General features: G+C 73.1%; 12 protein-coding genes and 1 pseudogene. 8 read left to right on the top strand and 5 right to left on the bottom strand.

The window, feature by feature from the left end:
* Positions 1–90 precede the first annotated feature (90 nt).
* Positions 91–630, bottom strand: coding sequence for a HutD/Ves family protein (locus ACWCQK_RS12715; protein ID WP_451154904.1), 540 nt, complete (start codon positions 628–630; stop codon positions 91–93).
* Positions 627–1,346 carry a vWA domain-containing protein gene (locus tag ACWCQK_RS12710; RefSeq protein ID WP_451154902.1) on the bottom strand — a complete coding sequence of 240 codons (720 nt, stop codon included), beginning with the start codon at positions 1,344–1,346 and terminating at the stop codon, positions 627–629. Before ACWCQK_RS12710 ends, ACWCQK_RS12715 begins: the two co-directional genes overlap by 4 nt.
* Before the next feature lie 155 nt (positions 1,347–1,501).
* Between ACWCQK_RS12710 and ACWCQK_RS12705 the strand changes: the two genes are divergently transcribed.
* On the top strand, positions 1,502–2,419 hold the full coding sequence (locus ACWCQK_RS12705) for a rhomboid family intramembrane serine protease (protein WP_451154900.1): 918 nt from the start codon (positions 1,502–1,504) through the stop codon (positions 2,417–2,419).
* Between the two features lie 161 nt (positions 2,420–2,580).
* Here ACWCQK_RS12705 and ACWCQK_RS12700 read toward each other — a convergent pair whose 3' ends face one another.
* The 3 genes from ACWCQK_RS12700 to ACWCQK_RS12690 all read right to left on the bottom strand — a co-directional run bounded on the left by ACWCQK_RS12700 (position 2,581) and on the right by ACWCQK_RS12690 (position 9,746).
* Positions 2,581–4,044 carry a glutamate synthase subunit beta gene (locus ACWCQK_RS12700; RefSeq protein ID WP_451154898.1) on the bottom strand — a complete coding sequence of 488 codons (1,464 nt, stop codon included), beginning with the start codon at positions 4,042–4,044 and terminating at the stop codon, positions 2,581–2,583.
* On the bottom strand, positions 4,037–8,647 hold the full coding sequence (gene gltB, locus ACWCQK_RS12695; RefSeq protein WP_451154896.1) for a glutamate synthase large subunit: 4,611 nt from the start codon (positions 8,645–8,647) through the stop codon (positions 4,037–4,039). The genes ACWCQK_RS12700 and gltB overlap by 8 nt, the downstream gene beginning before the upstream one ends.
* Before the next feature lie 367 nt (positions 8,648–9,014).
* On the bottom strand, positions 9,015–9,746 hold the full coding sequence (locus ACWCQK_RS12690) for a VIT1/CCC1 transporter family protein (RefSeq protein WP_451154894.1): 732 nt from the start codon (positions 9,744–9,746) through the stop codon (positions 9,015–9,017).
* Positions 9,747–10,018: 272 nt separating this feature from the next.
* On the opposite strand from ACWCQK_RS12690, the pseudogene ACWCQK_RS12685 reads away from it, so the two are divergent.
* The 7 genes and pseudogenes from ACWCQK_RS12685 to ACWCQK_RS12655 form a co-directional block, all read left to right on the top strand.
* Positions 10,019–11,059, top strand: a pseudogene (locus ACWCQK_RS12685) (ADP-ribosylglycohydrolase family protein); the annotation flags it as partial.
* A gap of 791 nt (positions 11,060–11,850) precedes the next feature.
* Positions 11,851–12,954 carry an ADP-ribosylglycohydrolase family protein gene (locus ACWCQK_RS12680; protein WP_451155349.1) on the top strand — a complete coding sequence of 368 codons (1,104 nt, stop codon included), beginning with the start codon at positions 11,851–11,853 and terminating at the stop codon, positions 12,952–12,954.
* An 8-nt stretch (positions 12,955–12,962) separates the two neighbouring features.
* Positions 12,963–14,138 carry an ADP-ribosylglycohydrolase family protein gene (locus ACWCQK_RS12675; protein WP_451154892.1) on the top strand — a complete coding sequence of 392 codons (1,176 nt, stop codon included), beginning with the start codon at positions 12,963–12,965 and terminating at the stop codon, positions 14,136–14,138.
* Positions 14,126–15,523 carry an ADP-ribosylglycohydrolase family protein gene (locus ACWCQK_RS12670; protein WP_451154890.1) on the top strand — a complete coding sequence of 466 codons (1,398 nt, stop codon included), beginning with the start codon at positions 14,126–14,128 and terminating at the stop codon, positions 15,521–15,523. The genes ACWCQK_RS12675 and ACWCQK_RS12670 overlap by 13 nt, the downstream gene beginning before the upstream one ends.
* Complete coding sequence (gene rbsK / locus ACWCQK_RS12665) at positions 15,520–16,413, top strand: ribokinase (protein ID WP_451154888.1); 894 nt, start codon at positions 15,520–15,522, stop codon at positions 16,411–16,413. The genes ACWCQK_RS12670 and rbsK overlap by 4 nt, the downstream gene beginning before the upstream one ends.
* The gene (locus tag ACWCQK_RS12660; protein ID WP_451154886.1) at positions 16,410–17,600 is read left to right on the top strand and encodes a CaiB/BaiF CoA transferase family protein; all 1,191 of its coding nucleotides are present in this window, start codon (positions 16,410–16,412) and stop codon (positions 17,598–17,600) included. Before rbsK ends, ACWCQK_RS12660 begins: the two co-directional genes overlap by 4 nt.
* Positions 17,597–18,427, top strand: coding sequence for an HpcH/HpaI aldolase/citrate lyase family protein (locus tag ACWCQK_RS12655; protein ID WP_451154884.1), 831 nt, complete (start codon positions 17,597–17,599; stop codon positions 18,425–18,427). Before ACWCQK_RS12660 ends, ACWCQK_RS12655 begins: the two co-directional genes overlap by 4 nt.
* The last annotated feature ends 47 nt before the right edge of the window (positions 18,428–18,474 follow it).

Genomic DNA, 18,474 nt, shown 5'->3' with positions numbered 1-18,474 from the left:
GGTGGCACGACGGCCCGCGCAAGCCAACGGGGCGGACGGCCGTGTGAGCAACTCGCCCCGCGCGAAAGGCCGGTGCCTCCCGGTCCCACGCTACGGCGTGAGTCCGACGACCGCCGTCGGTACGGGCGCGTGCAGCGTCGCGTCCTGCCCGCTCAGCAGGAGGGCGTCATGGCGGCCGAGCCGCAGCCCGGCCACCTCCGCGCCCTCGCCGAGGGCGACGACCAGTGCCCGCGCCGCCCCCAGCCGGAGCCGGCCGCGCACGACCGCGACGGTCGGGGCCGTCGAGCCCCTGCGCCACATCACGTTGAGGTTGACGACGGGTCCGCCGAGCAGCCGGCAGTCGGTGGGCACGTCACCGGGGAACTCCTGGGGCACGTACCGCGTGTCGACACGTCGCCGCCGCCCGCCCACGGTCAGGTCCATGCCCGCGCCCTCGACCAGGGTGAGGGTCCGCTCCACCGCGGGGAACGCCGAGAACGGGCCGTCCGCGGCGACCTCGGCGAGGCTGACCCGCCAGGTGAAGGTGTCCATGCCCGCGCCCGGCGGGAAGGCGGCGATCTCACGGGTCACCCCGCCGCCGTTCTTCCAGGCCACGGCCGGGCGTCCGGCGGCGGGCAGCGGCACGCTCACCGTACGATCCCCCGCGTCCGGGCCGCCACCAGCCACTTGGGGAACTCGCCCAGCAGCCGGTCGTACAGCTCGGCGTCGGACACCTCGCGGGGGTCGGCGCCCGCGTGGAAGAAGCCGGCGTTGTCGACCACCCGTTTCTGCGGCACGGCCAGCTCGTCGAGCTTGCGCAGGAACTCGAACTGCCGGCTCTCCGGATCGCCGAAGCCGACGAACTGCCAGAACAGCGGCAGCGTGGCCGCCTTGCACAGGTACCGTTCCGCGGCGAGCTTGTTGATCGGGCCGCCGTCGGTCTGGAAGACCACCAGGGCGGGGGCGGTGGACCCGCTGTCGAGGTAGTGGTCGATCACGGCGTCCATCGCCAGGTGATAGGCGGTCTTGCCCATGTGGCCGAGCCCGGCCACGATCCGCTCGATCCGCCCCTGGTGGTCGGCGAGCGCGATGTCGGTCTCGGCGTCGACGTCGGTGGAGAAGAACACCACCGGGACGCGGCCGTCGTCGTCGAGATGCGCGGACAGCCCGAGCACCCGGTCCGCGAGCGCCTGGACGCTGCCGTCCTTGTAGTACGGCTTCATCGAGCCGGAGTAGTCCACCACCAGGTAGACCGCGGCCCGCTGTCCGTCCAGGCCGTGCCGGTCGAGCGAGTCCCCGGCCCGTTTGTACAGGCTGACCAGCGCGGGAGCGGTCTCCTCCACCTTGCTGAGACTGATCGCGGCCACGCCGGCTCCCCCTTCGGTCACCCCACTGCGTGCGAGGTTACGGCACGACCGCCCCACCCTCACCGCGTCCACCGGTGTTCGATATTTTGTTCGCCGCCGACCCCACCGGCTCATTGCCTTCGACGTACTTCCCACCCCTTTTCGAGGAGCCGGCCGTGGAGTCCGAGTCCACCGTCACCACCTGCTACCGCCACCCCAAGGTGGAGTCCCACGTCCGCTGCACCCGTTGCGACCGGTACATCTGCCCGAACTGCATGCGCGAGGCCGCCGTCGGCCACCAGTGCGTGGAGTGCGTCAAGGAGGGCGCCCGTTCGGTGCGCCAGGCCCGCACGGCGTTCGGCGGCCGTATCACGGCGGTGCCTCTGGTGACGTACGTCCTGATCGTGCTCAACGTGCTGTTCTACCTCGCCGAGTTGGCGCGTCCGGACTTCGTGGACCGGTTCGGCATGCTGGGTGCGGGGCTCCGGGGCGAGGACGGCGCGCACTACCTGTGGCAGCAGCCCTACCCCGCGGACCTGCACCCGGAGGGTCTCGCGGGCGGCGAGTGGTACCGGCTGCTGACCGGCGCGTTCCTGCACCTCCCGGTCACCGACGGCTCGTTCGGGCTGCTGCACATCGTGATGAACATGACGTCGCTGTGGAGCCTGGGCCGGGTGGTGGAGGGTCAGCTGGGCCGCGTCCGCTACCTCGCGCTGTACCTGCTGTCGGCGCTCGGCGGCTCGGTCCTGGTGCTGCTGATCGCGCCGTACGACCTCACCGTCGGCGCGTCCGGCGCGATCTTCGGCCTGGGCACCGCCTACTACGTCATGGCCCGCCGGCTGGGCGTCGACATGAACACCGTCAACCGGCTCATGACGGGCCTGCTGCTGTGGATGGTGCTCTCCGCCTCCTTCACCTCCTGGGAGGGGCACCTCGGCGGCCTGCTCACGGGCTGCGTGGTGGCACTGGCCTACGCGTACGCGCCCCGGGGCGACCGGCGCACGCTGATCCAGGCGGGGGTGTGCGTGGCGCTGTTCCTGGTACTGGCGCTGGCGGCGTGGGGGAAGGTCAGCGCGCTGACGGGAACGGTCTGAGGCGGCGGAAACGGCCTGAGGCGGCGGGAGGCCGTCGCGGACATGCGGCGGCGCCTGCCCATTCGTCCGGTCGGGGAGTCGGGCAGGCGCCGTCCGGGGGTCTGGGGTGTCCCCCAGACGGCCCGCCCGTACCCCTTTGTACGGGACGTCTCTGGAAACCGTCAGACCATCAGGGACCGGTCCGTCGGGCGGATCGGGGCCGGCAGGTCGCTGGCCCCGGTCAGGAAGCGGTCGACGCCCTTGGCCGCGGAGCGGCCCTCCGCGATCGCCCACACGATGAGGGACTGGCCGCGTCCGGCGTCACCGGCGACGAACACGCCGGGCACGTTGGTCTGGAAGTCGGCGTCGCGGGCGACGTTGCCACGCTCGTCGAGGTCCAGGCCGAACTGCTCGACCATGCCGTTCTCGCGGTCCGTGCCCGTGAAGCCCATCGCCAGCGTCACCAGCTGAGCGGGGATCCGGCGCTCGGTGCCCGGCTTCTGGGTCAGCTTGCCGTCGACGAACTCCACCTCGGCGAGGTGCAGCCACTGGACCTTGCCGTCCTCGTCGCCCTCGAAGTGGGTGGTCGAGACGGAGTAGACGCGCTCGCCGCCCTCCTCGTGCGCGGAGGTGACCTTGTACAGCATGGGGAAGGTCGGCCACGGCTGGGCGACCGGGTTCCGCTCGTCGTCCGGGCGGGGCATGATCTCCAGCTGCGTGACGGAGGCCGCGCCCTGGCGGTGCGCGGTGCCCACGCAGTCGGCGCCGGTGTCGCCACCGCCGATGACCACGACGTGCTTGCCCTCGGCCGAGATCGGCGGGGCCACGAAGTCGCCCTCCTGGACCTTGTTGGACAGCGGCAGGTACTCCATCGCCTGGTGGACACCGTCGAGCTCGCGGCCGGGGACCGGGAGGTCACGGGCGGTGGTGGCACCGGCGGCGATGACGACCGCGTCGTAACGCTTGCGCAGGTCCGTCGCCTTGAGGTCGCGGCCGACCTCGACACCGGTACGGAAGCGGGTGCCCTCCGCGCGCATCTGCTCGATACGGCGGTTGATGTGCCGCTTCTCCATCTTGAACTCGGGGATGCCGTAGCGCAGCAGGCCGCCGACGCGGTCGGCGCGCTCGTACACCGCGACGGTGTGGCCGGCCCGGGTGAGCTGCTGGGCGGCGGCCAGGCCCGCCGGGCCCGAACCGATCACCGCGACCGTCTTGCCGGACAGCCGCTCCGGGGCCTGCGGGGCGACGTCACCGGTGTCCCACGCCTTGTCGATGATCGAGACCTCGACGTTCTTGATGGTGACCGCCGACTGGTTGATGCCGAGCACGCACGCCGACTCGCAGGGCGCGGGGCACAGGCGGCCCGTGAACTCCGGGAAGTTGTTCGTGGCGTGCAGCCGCTCGGAGGCGGCGGCCCAGTCCTCGCGGTAGGCGTAGTCGTTCCACTCCGGGATCAGGTTCCCGAGCGGACAGCCGTTGTGACAGAACGGGATGCCGCAGTCCATGCAGCGGCTGGCCTGCTTGCTGATGATCGGCAGCAGGGAGCCGGGGACGTAGACCTCGTTCCAGTCCTTGAGGCGCACGTCGACGGGGCGGGACCTGGCGACCTCGCGGCCGTGGGTGAGAAAGCCCTTCGGGTCAGCCATTGACCGCCGCCTCCATCATCTTCTCGGTGATCTCGGTCTCGGACAGACCGTCTCGCTCGGCGGCGTCCTTGGCGGCGAGCACTGCCTTGTACGTGCTGGGGATGATCTTGCTGAAGCGCTCCACCGACACGGGCCACTCGGCGATCAGCTTCTCGGCGACCGTCGAGCCGGTCTCCTCGGCGTGGCGGCGCACCACGTCGTGCAGCCACTGCCTGTCGGTGTCGTCGAGTTCCTCGACGGCGCCGATGTTGCCGGGGTTGACGTTGTCGCGGTCGAGGTCGATGACGTACGCGATGCCTCCGGACATGCCGGCCGCGAAGTTGCGGCCCGTCTCGCCGAGGACCACCGCCCGGCCGCCGGTCATGTACTCGCAGCCGTGGTCGCCCACGCCCTCGGACACGACCGTCGCGCCGGAGTTGCGGACGCAGAACCGCTCGCCCGTACGACCGCGCAGGAACAGCTCGCCGCCGGTCGCGCCGTAGGCGATGGTGTTGCCCGCGATCGTGGAGTACTCGGCGAGGTGGTCGGCGCCCCGGTCCGGGCGGACGATCACCCGGCCGCCGGAGAGGCCCTTGCCGACGTAGTCGTTGGCGTCGCCCTCCAGGCGCAGCGTGACACCACGCGGCAGGAAGGCGCCGAAGGACTGACCCGCCGAGCCGGTGAAGGTGATGTCGATCGTGTCCTCGGGCAGCCCGGCGCCGCCGAACTTCTTCGTCACCTCGTGGCCGAGCATGGTGCCGACCGTGCGGTTGATGTTGCGGATCTCGACCTGGGCGCGCACCGGCTGGGCTTCGGTCGCGGAGTTCGCGGCCAGCGCGTCGGCGGCGAGCTTGATCAGCTCGTTGTCGAGCGCCTTCTCCAGGCCGTGGTCCTGCGCGACGACCTGGTGCAGCGCGGCGCCCTCGGGCAGCTCGGGCACGTAGAACAGCGGGGCCAGGTCAAGGCCCTGGGCCTTCCAGTGGTCGACGGCACGGGTGACGTCGAGCGTCCCGGCGTGCCCGACGGCCTCCTCGATGGAGCGGAAGCCCAGCTCGGCGAGAATCTCGCGGACCTCCTCGGCGATGAACCGGAAGAAGTTCACGACGTGCTCGGCCTTGCCGGCGAACCTCTCGCGCAGCTCCGGGTTCTGCGTGGCGATGCCGACCGGGCAGGTGTCCAGGTGGCAGACGCGCATCATGATGCAGCCGGAGACGACGAGCGGCGCGGTCGCGAAACCGAACTCCTCGGCGCCCAGCAGCGCGGCGATGACGACGTCACGGCCGGTCTTCAGCTGACCGTCCGTCTGGACGACGATCCGGTCCCGCAACCCGTTGAGCAGCAGCGTCTGCTGGGTCTCGGCGAGGCCGAGCTCCCAGGGGCCGCCCGCGTGCTTCAGCGACGTCAGCGGGGAGGCGCCGGTGCCGCCGTCGTGGCCGGAGATGAGGACGACGTCCGCGTGGGCCTTCGACACACCCGCGGCGACCGTGCCGACGCCGACCTCCGAGACCAGCTTCACGTGGATCCGCGCCTGCGGGTTCGCGTTCTTCAGGTCGTGGATCAGCTGGGCGAGGTCCTCGATGGAGTAGATGTCGTGGTGCGGCGGCGGGGAGATCAGGCCGACGCCGGGGGTGCTGTGCCGGGTCTTGGCCACCCACGGGTAGACCTTGTGGCCGGGCAGCTGGCCGCCCTCGCCGGGCTTGGCGCCCTGGGCCATCTTGATCTGGATGTCGTCGGCGTTGACGAGGTACTCGGACGTGACACCGAAGCGGCCGGAGGCGACCTGCTTGATGCTGGACCGGCGGGCCGGGTCGTACAGCCGGTCCGCGTCCTCGCCGCCCTCACCGGTGTTGGACTTCCCGCCCAGCTGGTTCATGGCGATGGCGAGGGTCTCGTGCGCCTCCTGGGAGATGGAGCCGTACGACATGGCGCCGGTGGAGAAGCGCTTGACGATCTCGCTGACCGGCTCGACCTCGTCGAGGGGGATCGACGCGCGGTCGGAGGTGAAGCCGAACAGGCCGCGCAGCGTCATCAGGCGCTCGGACTGCTCGTTCACGCGGTCCGTGTACTTCTTGAAGATGTCGTAGCGGGCCGTGCGCGTGGAGTGCTGGAGGCGGAAGATCGTCTCCGGGTCGAACAGGTGCGGTTCGCCCTCGCGGCGCCACTGGTACTCGCCGCCGATGTCCAGGGCCCGGTGGGCGGGCGCGATGCCGCTGGCCGGGTACGCCTTGGCGTGCCGGGCGGCGACCTCCTTGGCGACGACGTCGATGCCGACGCCGCCGATCTTGGTGGCCGTGCCGTTGAAGTACTTGGCGACGAAGGCGGTGTCGAGGCCGACAGCCTCGAAGACCTGCGCGCCGCGGTAGGAGGCGACGGTGGAGATGCCCATCTTGGACATGACCTTGAGGACGCCCTTGCCGAGCGCGTAGATCAGGTTGCGGATGGCCTGCTCGGCCTCGATGTCCGAGAGGAAGGTGCCCGCGCGGACCAGGTCCTCGACGGACTCCATCGCCAGGTACGGGTTGACGGCCGCGGCGCCGAAGCCGATGAGCAGGGCGACGTGGTGGACCTCGCGGACGTCGCCGGCCTCGACCAGCAGTCCCACCTGGGTGCGCTGCTTGGTGCGGATGAGGTGGTGGTGGACGGCCGCGGTGAGCAGCAGCGAGGGGATCGGCGCGTGCTCGGCGTCGGAGTGGCGGTCGGACAGGACGATCAGCCGGGCGCCGTTCTCGATGGCCGCGTCGGCCTCGGCGCAGATCTCGTCGATGCGCGCGGCGAGGGCGTCGCCGCCGCCGTGCACCCGGTACAGACCGGAGAGGGTCGCGGCCTTGAAGCCCGGCATGTCGCCGTCGGCGTTGACGTGGATGAGCTTGGCCAGCTCGTCGTTGTCGATCACCGGGAAGGGCAGGGTGACCGAGCGGCACGAGGCGGCGGTCGGCTCCAGGAGGTTGCTCGCGGGGCCCAGGGACGAACGCAGCGAGGTCACGAGCTCTTCGCGGATCGCGTCCAGCGGCGGGTTGGTGACCTGCGCGAACAGCTGGGTGAAGTAGTCGAAGAGCAGCCGCGGGCGGGCGGACAGCGCGGCGATCGGCGAGTCGGTGCCCATGGAACCGATCGGCTCGGCACCGGCCTTGGCCATCGGCGCCAGGATGACGCGCAGCTCTTCCTCGGTGTAGCCGAAGGTCTGCTGGCGGCGGGTGACCGAGGCGTGGGTGTGCACGATGTGCTCGCGCTCGGGCAGGTCGGAGAGCTCGATCTCGCCGGCCTCCAGCCACTCCGCGTAGGGCTTCTCGGCGGCGAGGGCGGCCTTGATCTCGTCGTCCTCGATGATGCGGTGCTCGGCGGTGTCGACGAGGAACATCCTGCCGGGCTGGAGGCGGCCCTTGCGGACGACCCTGGCGGGGTCGATGTCGAGGACGCCGACCTCGGAGCCGAGCACGACGAGACCGTCGTCGGTGACCCAGTAGCGGCCCGGACGCAGTCCGTTGCGGTCGAGGACCGCGCCGACCTGGGTGCCGTCGGTGAAGGTGACACAGGCCGGGCCGTCCCAGGGCTCCATCATCGTGGAGTGGAACTGGTAGAAGGCGCGCCGGGCCGGGTCCATGGAGTCGTGGTTCTCCCACGCCTCCGGGATCATCATCAGCACGGAGTGCGGCAGCGAGCGGCCGCCCAGGTGCAGGAGTTCGAGCACCTCGTCGAAGGACGCCGAGTCGGAGGCGTCCGGCGTACAGATCGGGAAGACGCGGTCGAGGCCCTTGCCGCCGTGCCCGTCGGCGGAGCCGAACAGGCCGGAGACGAGCTGCGACTCGCGGGCCTGCATCCAGTTGCGGTTGCCCTTGACGGTGTTGATCTCACCGTTGTGCGCGACGAAGCGGTACGGGTGCGCGAGGGGCCACGACGGGAAGGTGTTCGTGGAGAAGCGCGAGTGGACGAGCGCGATCGCGGAGCCGAAGCGGCGGTCGGACAGGTCCGGGAAGAAGGGTTCGAGCTGGCCGGTGGTCAGCATGCCCTTGTACACGATCGTGCGGGCGGAGAGGGACGGGAAGTACACGCCCGCCTCACGCTCGGCGCGCTTGCGCAGCACGAAGGCCTTGCGGTCGAGGGCGATGCCCTCACTGGCGCCGTCGGTGACGAAGATCTGCCGGAACGCTGGCATCGTCGAGCGGGCGGTGGCGCCCAGCAGTTCGGGGGCGACGGGGACCTCGCGCCAGCCGAGGACGGTCAGGCCCTCCTCGCCGGCGATCGTCTCGATCCGTGAGACGGCGTCCTGGGTGCCGTCCTCGGGCAGGAAGGCGATACCGACGGCGTATCCGCCGGCCGCGGGCAGCTCGAAGCCGGTCACCTCGCGGAAGAAGGCGTCCGGGACCTGGGAGAGGATGCCCGCGCCGTCGCCGGAGTCGGGCTCGGAGCCGGTGGCGCCGCGGTGCTCCAGGTTACGCAGAACCGTGAGCGCCTGCTCGACCAGCGCGTGGCTCGCCTCGCCGGTGAGGGTGGCCACGAAGCCGACGCCACAGGCGTCGTGCTCGTTGCGGGGGTCGTACATACCCTGTGCAGCAGGGCGAGCATCCATGAAAGACCAGTTCTGGCCATTCGTGGAGTGCTGGGACGGCTGGCGCGGCGTACGCATCGGCTCTCCCGTCGTCGTCAAGTGGCATATGCAGGTACCGAGGGACGACGTTGGCCCTCTGCGGGGGTGCAAAATTTCGTGCAGGTTACATGATGGAACGGTTCCCGGGAACCGGATACTCCGTTCCAGCATGCGGACGCCAGGGGGTGCGGCGGGGGTACCACGCGGGGTGGCCGAAAGTGTGTGGTGGCCGCGGACAGATCGGTGTCCGTCGACCCAGGGGGCGGAGAGGACGTCGTCGCCCGCCCCGCCGGCGCACCACGGGCTTCGTTGCCCGCGGCGCTTACGGCTCATGCCCAGTGGTTAAGCGTTCGAAACCAGCGGGTAACGGTTACTTATGCGGCCCCTCGCATAAGTTCCATTCGGACTATCCTACGGCCGTCCCGAACAGACTGCCCAGGGCGTACGTCACACCGGCCGCCGCGCCGCCCAGCGCGAGCTGCCGCAGCCCGCTGTACCACCAGGTCCGCGCGGTCACCCTGGCCACCACGGCACCGCAGGCGAAGAGTCCCGACAGGGCGAGCAGCACCGCGGGCCACAGCACGGTGGCGCCCAGCAGGTACGGCAGCAGGGGCAGCAGCGCGCCCAGCGCGAAGGAGCCGAAGCTCGACACGGCGGCGACCAGCGGCGACGGCAGATCGCCGGGGTCGATGCCCAGCTCCTCGCGGGCGTGTATCTCCAGCGCCTGCTCCGGGTCGCGCGAGAGCTGCCGGGCCACCTCGCGGGCCAGTTCCGGTTCGACGCCGCGCGTGCGGTAGAGCGCCGCGAGCTCGGCCTCCTCGTCCTGCGGGTGCTTGCGAAGCTCCCGCCGCTCGACGTCCAGCTCGGCCTCGACCAGCTCGCGCTGCGAGGCCACGGAGGTGTACTCGCCGGCCGCCATGGAGAAGGCGCCGGCGGCCAGGCCCGCCAGCCCGGTCAGCACGAGGGTGTGCTGACCCACCGCGCCGCCCGCGACACCGGTCATCAGCGCCAGGTTCGAGACCAGACCGTCCATCGCGCCGAACACGGCGGGGCGCAGCCAGCCGCCGTTCACGTCCCGGTGCGTGTGGTTGTCGCGGTGCGCCTCGTGCAGCGTCGCCTCGGTGTCGAGGATGGCCATGGAGTTCCCCCAGGAAAGCGTAGGCAAAGCTAACTTTAGATAGCTTCCACTTTTTGACAACGACCACACTAGGTCACCGAATTCCTGGCCGCCAGCAAGGAGAGGCTGGGCTAACCTGCGGCTTTACCGCCATATGCTCATCCGTGTAGAGCTATGCACAGATGTCGACCGGGTGATGCTGAGGCCCCGGACGCTCTGCCTGACCGCTCCGGTGGGACACATCCGCAAAGGGTTCCGCGCCCTGGTCGGAGCCCCCGGAGGAGAGGCCGCGTATGGCATCGACCGCCTGCATTCCCCCGGTCCCGGCAGCCGGCGACGCCGCCGGACTGCGCGACCGGGCCCGCGGCGCACTGCTGGGCCTGGCCGTCGGCGACGCCCTCGGCGCACCGGCCGAGAACATGAAGCCGTCCGAGATCCGCGCCCGCTGGGGCCGCATCAAGGGCTACGTCGCCGAGAAGCCGGCCGGTACGGACGACACCGAGTACGCGATCTTCTCCGGTCTGCTGCTGGCCCGGCACGGCTCCGCGCTCACCCCGGCCCATGTGGAGGCGGCCTGGCACGAGTGGATCGCCGACCGGCACGAGGGGCCCTTCCGGGGCGCGGGCTTCAGCGAGCGCGGCACGCTGGAGAACCTCCGCCGCGGCCTTGCCGCCCCCATCTCCGCCCAGCACCGCCACGCCTGGAGCGACGGCCTGGCCATGCGGGCGGCGCCCTTCGGGGTGTTCGCCGCGGGGCGGCCCGCCGAGGCGGCCCGGCTGGTGGCGATCGACGGCTCGGTCAGCCACGACGGCGAGGGCATCTACGGCGGCCAGGCGGTCGCGGCCGGGGTCGCCGCGGCCATGGCGGGCGCCCCGCCGATCGCCGTCGTCGCCGCGGCCCTCGCCGTCGTCCCCGACGACTCCTGGACGGCCCGCTCCCTGCGCCGCGCCGTGGCCGTGGCCCACCGCGGCGAACGCGCGGTCCGCTCCGCCGTCGTGATCGGCGGCTACCCCTGGACCGACCTGGCCCCCGAGGCGGTGGCCCTGGCCTTCGGCGCGTACGCGGCGGCCGACGGCGACTTCCGGGACGCCGTCCTGACCGCGGTCAACATGGGCCGCGACGCCGACACCACGGCCGCGGTGGCGGGCGCGCTCGCGGGCGCGACCCAGGGCGCGTCCGCCATCCCGGCGGAGTGGGCGGCGGCGATCGGCCCGGCCCGCGGGAGCTGCCTGCCGTCGATGGCCGGGCACCACGTCCTGGACGTGGCGGAACTGCTCACCGCGAGCGAGGGCGGCAAATGGGGCACGACGAGACCGGCCCCCGGAGCAACACCACCGGATCCCGCACACGGCCCGAACCCCACGGACGATCCCGTACGCGCCCCAGACCTCACCGACGATCTTGTACGCGGCCCTGGTCGCACCGAAGACCCCGTACGCGGCCCGGGCCCCACCGACGATCCCGTACATCGTCCGAGACCTGCCGACCCCCTCGTACGGCGGGAGATCTGGCGGACGCCGAGCCCGAACAACACCATGCCACCGACTCCGGCACCGGCACCGGCACCGGCCCTGAGCACGGCCAGCTCGCCGGTGGCGATGGCGGGCACCCTCACCTCGCCCGGGGCGACGCCGGGCGGCAGCATGCCGACACGGAGTCCGGGCAACGTATCGCCGACTCCGGCCTGCGCCCCGGGCCCGAGTGACGCGGTGCCGACGGTGGCCCCGAGGACCCCCACCCCGCCGGTGGTGAGCCCTGGCACCTCCACGCCGGTGACGACCGCCGCGAATGCCACGCCCACCCCGGCTCGGAGCAACACCCTGCGGGCGGCGACCCCGAACACCTCGCCGGTGGCGACCCCCGGCACCCCCACGCCCGTGGCGACCCCGGGCGGCGCCACCCCGGCGGCGCCCCCTCGCACCCCCGCCCCGCCCGCGTCCGCGCCGTGCTCCCCCGCCCCCGCCACCGGGGCCGGCCAGGCGCAGGTGGGGTCGTGACGCCGCCGGGGCCGTGGGACGACGGCGCGGACGTCCGGGTCGCGACCGCGGCCTCGACCGCCGACGACGCCCGCACCGCGCCGGACGCGGTCACGCTCGCCCCCGTCGCCGACACCCGCCCCCGGCGCATCGAGGGCCTGCTCCTCGGGCTCGCCGCCGGTGACGCGGCCGGCTGGCCCGCCGCTCGGCACCGCGCGGCCCGGATGCCGGAGTGGACCCGTCGGCTCACCCGCGAGCTGGACACCTTCGCCGAGCAGAACGCGACGACCACGCTCCCCGTCCCCATCGCCCTCAACCAGCCGCCGGAGCCCCTGTGCCTGGGCCCCTCCGACGACGCGGAGTGGGCGGTGTTCGCGGCCGAGGCGGTGCTGCGCGCCGGGGACGACAGCGTCCTCGGCGACCTCAGCCGGGAGCGCCGCACACGGGCCGCGATCGACCTGACCTGGAACGCCGTGGCCAGCGAGGTCGCGGCGGCGGCCGAACGCGCCCCGGAGATCGAGTCGGCGGTGCTCCCGCTGCGCGCCCGTATCTCCGTGCGGGCCGGACTCGGCAACCTCGCCGCCGGTCTGCGGCCGCCCGCCACCGGCCACGACAACCCGCACTACTTCGACGACGCGGCCTGCGTACGGGCCTGTGTGCTCGCGGTGGCCCACCCGGGTGACCCCCGGCTCGCCGCGGCGCTGGCCGAGTTCGACGCCCGCTACACCCAGGACGGCGACGGCGTGCACGGCGCCAGGGCTATGGCGGCGGCCCTCGCCCTGGCGCTCTCCGGCGCGGGAGTGGAGTCCTGCGTGGCGGCGGCCCTCGCCGAACTCCCCGAGGAGACCGAGATCGGCCGCAACGCCCGGCACGCGCTGCGCCTCGCGCACGACGCCGAGAGCGCCTTCGCCCTGATCCCCCTGCTCGAACACCAGATCGTCGACCACGTCTACAGCTACGGCATCGCCGCCGCCGAGACGGTCCCGGTCGCCCTGGCCCTGGCCGTCGCGGCGCACGGCCGGATCGCGGAGGCCGTCCCCGCGGCGGCCTGTCTGTCCCGGGTCGCGGACTCCGCCCCGGCCCTGGCCGGGGCCCTGACCGGCGCGCTGGGCGGCGGCGCGGCGATCCCGGCGTCCTGGCGCGACACCTGCCGCACCCTCTCCGGCTGTGCCCTGCCCCGTCTCACCGGCACCGATCTGGTGGAACTCGCCGAACTCCTGGAAGCCGCACAACCGGCCCCACCAGGAGGATGATTCGGGGCATGACGCCCAAAGGAGAAGAAAGCCACGCGGCGGCCCTCGACGAGCGGATCACCGGGGCCCTCGTCGGAGCCGCCGTCGGCGACGCCCTCGGCGGCCCGGTCGAGGGCTACTCCCCCGACCAGATCCTCGAACGCCACGGCGGCCGCGTGCACGGCGTGGTCGGCCCCTGGAACGGCGACGCCTGGCGCACCGCCCGCCCCATCGCCCCGTACCACAAGGGCGACGGCCACGTCACCGACGACACCCTGATGACCCATGCGCTGATCCGGGTCTACGCCACGGTCCGCGACCACCTGGACGCGTACGCGATCGCCGAGCACCTGGTCCCTGACCTGATGACCAACCCCCGGTGGATCCCGGAACTGGAGGCGCAGGCGCTCCCGCTCCAGCGGGTGTTCCTCGCGGAGAAGTGGCTGGTGGCACGGCTGCACTACGGCCACGTCGACCCCCGGGAGGCGGGCGTCGGCAACATCGTCAACTGCGGCGCGGCGATGTACATGGCGCCGGTCGGCCTGGTCAACGCGGCCAACCCGGCGGCCGCGTACGCGGAGGCGCTGGAGATCGCCGGCCCGCACCAGTCGTCGTACGGGCGGGAGGCGGCGGGCGTCTTCGCGGCGGCCGTGGCGGCGGCGACCGCCCCGGACGCGACCCCGGACTCGGTCGTGACCGCCTGCCTCGGCCTGGCGAAGGACGGCACGCGCGCGGCGATCGAGGCGGTCTGCGAAACAGCCGCCCGGTACACGGACTTCGAGTCGGCGCTCGTCCCGCTGCGGGCGGCGGTGGCCCCGTTCGACACCGTGGGCGACGACTACCGGGCCCCGTCCCTGGGCGCCCGCCGCCCGTCCCGGCTGCACGCGATCGAGGAGCTCCCCGTCGCTCTGGGGATGCTGCTGCTGTCGGCCGGCGACTACCGCGCGTCGGTCCTCGGCTCGGTGAACTACGGCCGCGACTGCGACTCGATCGCGACGATGGCGGGCGCGCTGGCCGGAGCCCTCGGCTCCCCCGTGCCGGAGGACTGGTCGAAGACCGTCGCGGACGCCAGCCGTCTGGACCTGTGGGAACCGGCCCGCGCCCTCACCGAGGTGACGCGGGAGGTCTTCGCGCGGGACGTACAGCGCCGCCGGGCCCACGAGGCGGCCTTCGCCACGATCGGAGGCCCGAGTTGCTCCGACTGACCTGGGTCCAGCCGGAGGACCTGGTGGGGCACGAACTGCGCCAGGCGACCCAGGACGGACGTGAACCCTCGGCGATCGCCGAACGGTGGCAGGCGGCGGGCGGCCACGAGGCACCCCTGCGGTCGGGAGCGTCGGCGCGGCCCGCGTCGCGCTATCTGCGGACGCTGGCGGAGGACCTGCTGGACGAGCTGGCCGACCTGCCGAGCAAGCTGGCGGACGAGGAACCGACCGACCTGGAGCGGATCAGGGCGAGCTGTCCGGACTGGCCCACGCCCCCCGCGCCCGGCCGCCCGCGGGCCGGGTGCGACCCGCTCCGCCTGGAGGCGGCCTGGCTCGGCCGGGCGGCCGGCTGCCTGCTGGGCAAACCCGTCGAGAAACTCCCCCTCGGCGCCATCCGCCGACTCGCCCGGTCCGCCGGCAACTGGCCCCTGACCACCTGGTTCACCGCCAAGGGCGTCCCCGAGGAACTCCTGCTCGCCCACCCCTGGAACCGCCGCTCGGCCCTCACCTCGCTGGCCGAGAACATCGACGGCATGCCCGAGGACGACGACCTCAACTACCCCCTGCTCAACCTGCTGGTGCTGCGCCGCCACGGAAGGGCCTTCAGCACCGCCGACGTGGCCGCCGTCTGGCTGGACGAACTCCCCGCCGGCCGCACCTTCACCGCCGAACGCGTCGCCTACCGCAACCTGCTCAGCGGCATCGAACCCCCGCACACCGCCCGCCACCGCAACCCCTTCCGCGAATGGATCGGCGCGCTGATCCGCGCCGACGTGCACGGCTGGACCAACCCCGGCGACCCCGGGGCCGCCGCCGAGCAGGCCCACCGCGACGCCACGCTCACCCACACCGCCAACGGCGTCTACGCGGCGATGTTCACGGCGGCCGTCATCGCGACCGCCTCCGGCGACGCCGCTGTCGGTACCGGTACGAACGGGGTCGACATCCACGCCTGCCTGCGCGCCGGACTGTCGGTCGTCCCGCCCCGCTCCCGCCTCGCGGCGGCGATCACCCACGCCGTCCGGCTGGCCCGGGAGCAGCCCGACTTCGACACGGTCGTGGACGAACTCCACGCCCTGTACTCCCCCACCCACCACTGGGTCCACGCCATCCCCAACACGGCCCTCGTCGTCGCCGCCCTCACCCACGCGGACGGCGACTTCACCGGCTCCGTCTGCCGTGCCGTCTCCGGCGGCTGGGACACCGACTCCAACGGCGCGACCGCCGGCAGCGTCGCCGGCCTCCTCGCGGGCACCCCCGCCGGCCTGCCCGACCGCTGGACCACCCCCCTCAAGAACCGCCTCGCCACCTCCGTCGCCGACTTCGACGGCACCGGCTTCGACACCCTGGCCCACTTCGCCCATGTGGAGGCATCTCGCCCATGACCCACATCGTCGTGCTCGGCAGCACGAACATGGACCTCCTCGCCTACGTAGAGAAGGCCCCGCAGCGCGGGGAGACCGTGACCGGACGGGAGTTCCGTACGATCCCCGGCGGCAAGGGCGCCAACCAGGCGGTCGCCGCCGCCCGCGCCGGCGCCACCGTGTCGATGATCGGCGCGGTCGGCAACGACTCCTTCGGCACCCGGTTGCGCTCCACCCTGGAACGCGCCGGCGTCGACACCGGCCCGCTGCGCACCGCCGAGGGCCCGTCCGGCACCGCGCACATCGTCGTCGACGACGAGGGCGGCAACGCGATCGTCGTGGTCCCCGGCGCGAACGGCACCGTCGACCGCCTCACCCCCGGCGACGAGGGCGTGATCGCCTCCGCCGACGCGCTGCTGCTCCAGCTGGAGATCCCGCTGCGGACCGTGGTCGCGGGAGCGCGCACGGCCCGCGCCCACGGCGTGCGGACCATCCTCACCCCCGCCCCCGCCCAGCCGCTGCCGCCCGAACTCCTCGCCGCCACCGACCTGTTGGTGCCCAACGAGCACGAGGCCGCCGCCCTCACCGGCCGCACCGACCCACGTGAGGCGGCCGCCGCCCTGCTCGACCAGGTGCCGCAGGTGGTCATCACGCTGGGCGCCGCGGGCAGCCTGTACGCGGCCCGGGGCGCCGAACCGCTCACCGTCCCGGCACCGCGGGTGACCGCCGTGGACTCGACCGGAGCGGGCGACACCTTCGTCGGCGCGCTCGCGACGGCCCTCGGCGAGGCGCGGCCCGTACGGGAGGCCGTGGCGTGGGCGGCCGCGGCCGCCGCGCTGTCCGTGCAGCGGGAAGGGGCGTCGGCGTCGATGCCCTGCCGCGCCGAGATCGAGGCACGGTACGGCTCATGACCGACGCCCCGCTGACCGGCCTGCGCGTCCTCGACCTCGCGACCCTCTTCGCCGGGCCCATCGCCGCCACCATGCTGGGCGACTTCGGCGCGGAGGTCGTCAAGGTCGAACACCCGGCAAAGCCCGACCCCTCCCGGGGCCACGGCCCGTCGAAGGACGGCGTGGGCCTGTGGTGGAAGCTGCTCGCCCGTAACAAGCGCACGATCACCCTCGACCTGTCGAAGCCCGGCGGTCGGGAGACCCTGCTCCGCCTCGCCGCCACGACCGACGTGATCATCGAGAACTTCCGTCCCGGCACGCTGGAGAAGTGGGATCTGGGCTGGGAGGAGCTGTCGGCGGTCAACCCCCGGCTGATCCTCACCCGGGTCACCGGCTTCGGCCAGTTCGGCCCCTACGCGCATCGCCCCGGCTTCGGCACCCTCGCCGAGGCGATGAGCGGCTTCGCCGCGATCACCGGCGAACCGGACTCGCCCCCGACGCTGCCCCCGTTCGGCCTGGCCGACTCGATCGCGGGGCTGGCCACGGCCTACGCGGTGATGACGGCGCTGGCCGCCCGGGACCGTACGGGTGAGGGGCAGGTCGTCGACATGGCGATCATCGAGCCGATCCTGACGGTCCTCGGCCCGCAGCCCCTCTGGTACGACCAGCTCGGCCATGTCCAGCCGCGCACCGGCAACCGCTCCCAGAACAACGCCCCGCGCGGCACCTACCGCACGGCGGACGGCACCTGGGTCGCCGTCTCCACCTCCGCCCAGTCGATCGCCGAACGGCTGATGCACCTGGTGGGCCGCCCGGAGCTGATCGACGAACCGTGGTTCGCGACGGGCGCCGACCGGGCCCGGCACGCCGACGTCCTCGACGAGGCGGTCGGCTCCTGGATCGCCGAGCGCTCCCGGGAGGAGGTCCTGCTGGCCTTCGACAAGGCGGAGGCCGCGGTCGCCCCCATCCAGGACGTACGGGACGTGATGACGGACCCCCAGTACGCGGCCCTCGACACCATCACCACCGTCGACGACCCCGAGCTGGGCCCCCTGCGCATGCAGAACGTCCTGTTCCGGCTCTCCGCCACCCCCGGCGCGATCCGCTGGGCGGGCCGCCCGCACGGCGCGGACACCGAGGCGGTGCTGACCGAGCTGGGCCTGTCCCCGGCCCGGCTCGCGGCCCTGCGCGCGGAGGGCGCCGTATGAAAGCGACCCCTCTGACCTGGCTCTACGTTCCCGGTGACCGTCCGCGGGTGGTCGCCAAGGCGCTCGTCTCGGGCGCCGACATCGTCGTGGTCGACCTAGAGGACGCGGTCGCGCCGGACCGCAAGGAGTACGCCCGCGCGGCCACCGCGGAGCTGCTCGCCGACCCGCAGCCGGTCCCGGTGCACGTCCGGATCAACGCCCTGGACGGCCCGCTGGCCCCGGCCGACCTGCGGGCGGTGGGCGCGCTGCCGGGGGTGACCGGTCTGCGGCTGCCGAAGGTGACCTCGCCGGAGCAGGTCACCGGCATCGCGGACCGCACGGCCCGGGCCGGCGGCGGTGCCCCGCCGCTGCACGCCCTGCTGGAAACGGCCCTGGGCATCGAACACGCCTACGAGATCGCCCGGGCCCACCCGGCCCTGCGCGGCGTCTCCCTCGGCGAGGCGGACCTCCGCGCCGACCTGGGCGTACGGGGTGACGCGGGCCTCGACTGGTGCCGCGCCCGGGTGATCGTCGCCGCGCGGGCGGCGGGCCTGCCGCCGCCGCCCCAGTCGGTGCACCCGGACATCCGGGACCTGGACGGCCTGACCGCGACCTGCGCCCATGGGCGCGCCCTCGGCTTCCTGGGCCGCGCGGCCATCCACCCGCGCCAGCTGCCGGTCATCGAGCGCGCCTATCTCCCCACCCAGGAGGAGCTCGAACGGGCGGAGGCGGTGGTGAAGGCGGCGGCTCGGGAGCAGGGCGCCCAGGCGCTGCCGGACGGGACGTTCATCGACCTGGCGGTGGTGGCGACGGCCCAGCGGACGCTGTCGCTGGCCCACCGGCGCTGACCGTCGCGGGGCGGCGGAACGACGACGAGGGCGCCCGGGCCGTGCGG

Source organism: Streptomyces sp. NPDC002306 (genome assembly GCF_053593435.1).
Note: the sequence above shows the minus strand (reverse complement) of the source record. Positions and strands in the feature narration are given on the sequence as shown.

Excerpts from the sequence above, each read along its gene's own strand:
- ACWCQK_RS12660 (WP_451154886.1), top strand. The coding sequence starts at position 16,410 with ATGACCGACGCCCCGCTGACCGGCCTGCGCGTCCTCGACCTCGCGACC.
- gltB (WP_451154896.1), bottom strand. The coding sequence starts at position 8,647 with ATGCGTACGCCGCGCCAGCCGTCCCAGCACTCCACGAATGGCCAGAAC.
- ACWCQK_RS12700 (WP_451154898.1), bottom strand. The coding sequence starts at position 4,044 with ATGGCTGACCCGAAGGGCTTTCTCACCCACGGCCGCGAGGTCGCCAGG.
- ACWCQK_RS12655 (WP_451154884.1), top strand. The coding sequence starts at position 17,597 with ATGAAAGCGACCCCTCTGACCTGGCTCTACGTTCCCGGTGACCGTCCG.
- rbsK (WP_451154888.1), top strand. The coding sequence starts at position 15,520 with ATGACCCACATCGTCGTGCTCGGCAGCACGAACATGGACCTCCTCGCC.
- ACWCQK_RS12690 (WP_451154894.1), bottom strand. The coding sequence starts at position 9,746 with ATGGCCATCCTCGACACCGAGGCGACGCTGCACGAGGCGCACCGCGAC.
- ACWCQK_RS12675 (WP_451154892.1), top strand. The coding sequence starts at position 12,963 with ATGACGCCCAAAGGAGAAGAAAGCCACGCGGCGGCCCTCGACGAGCGG.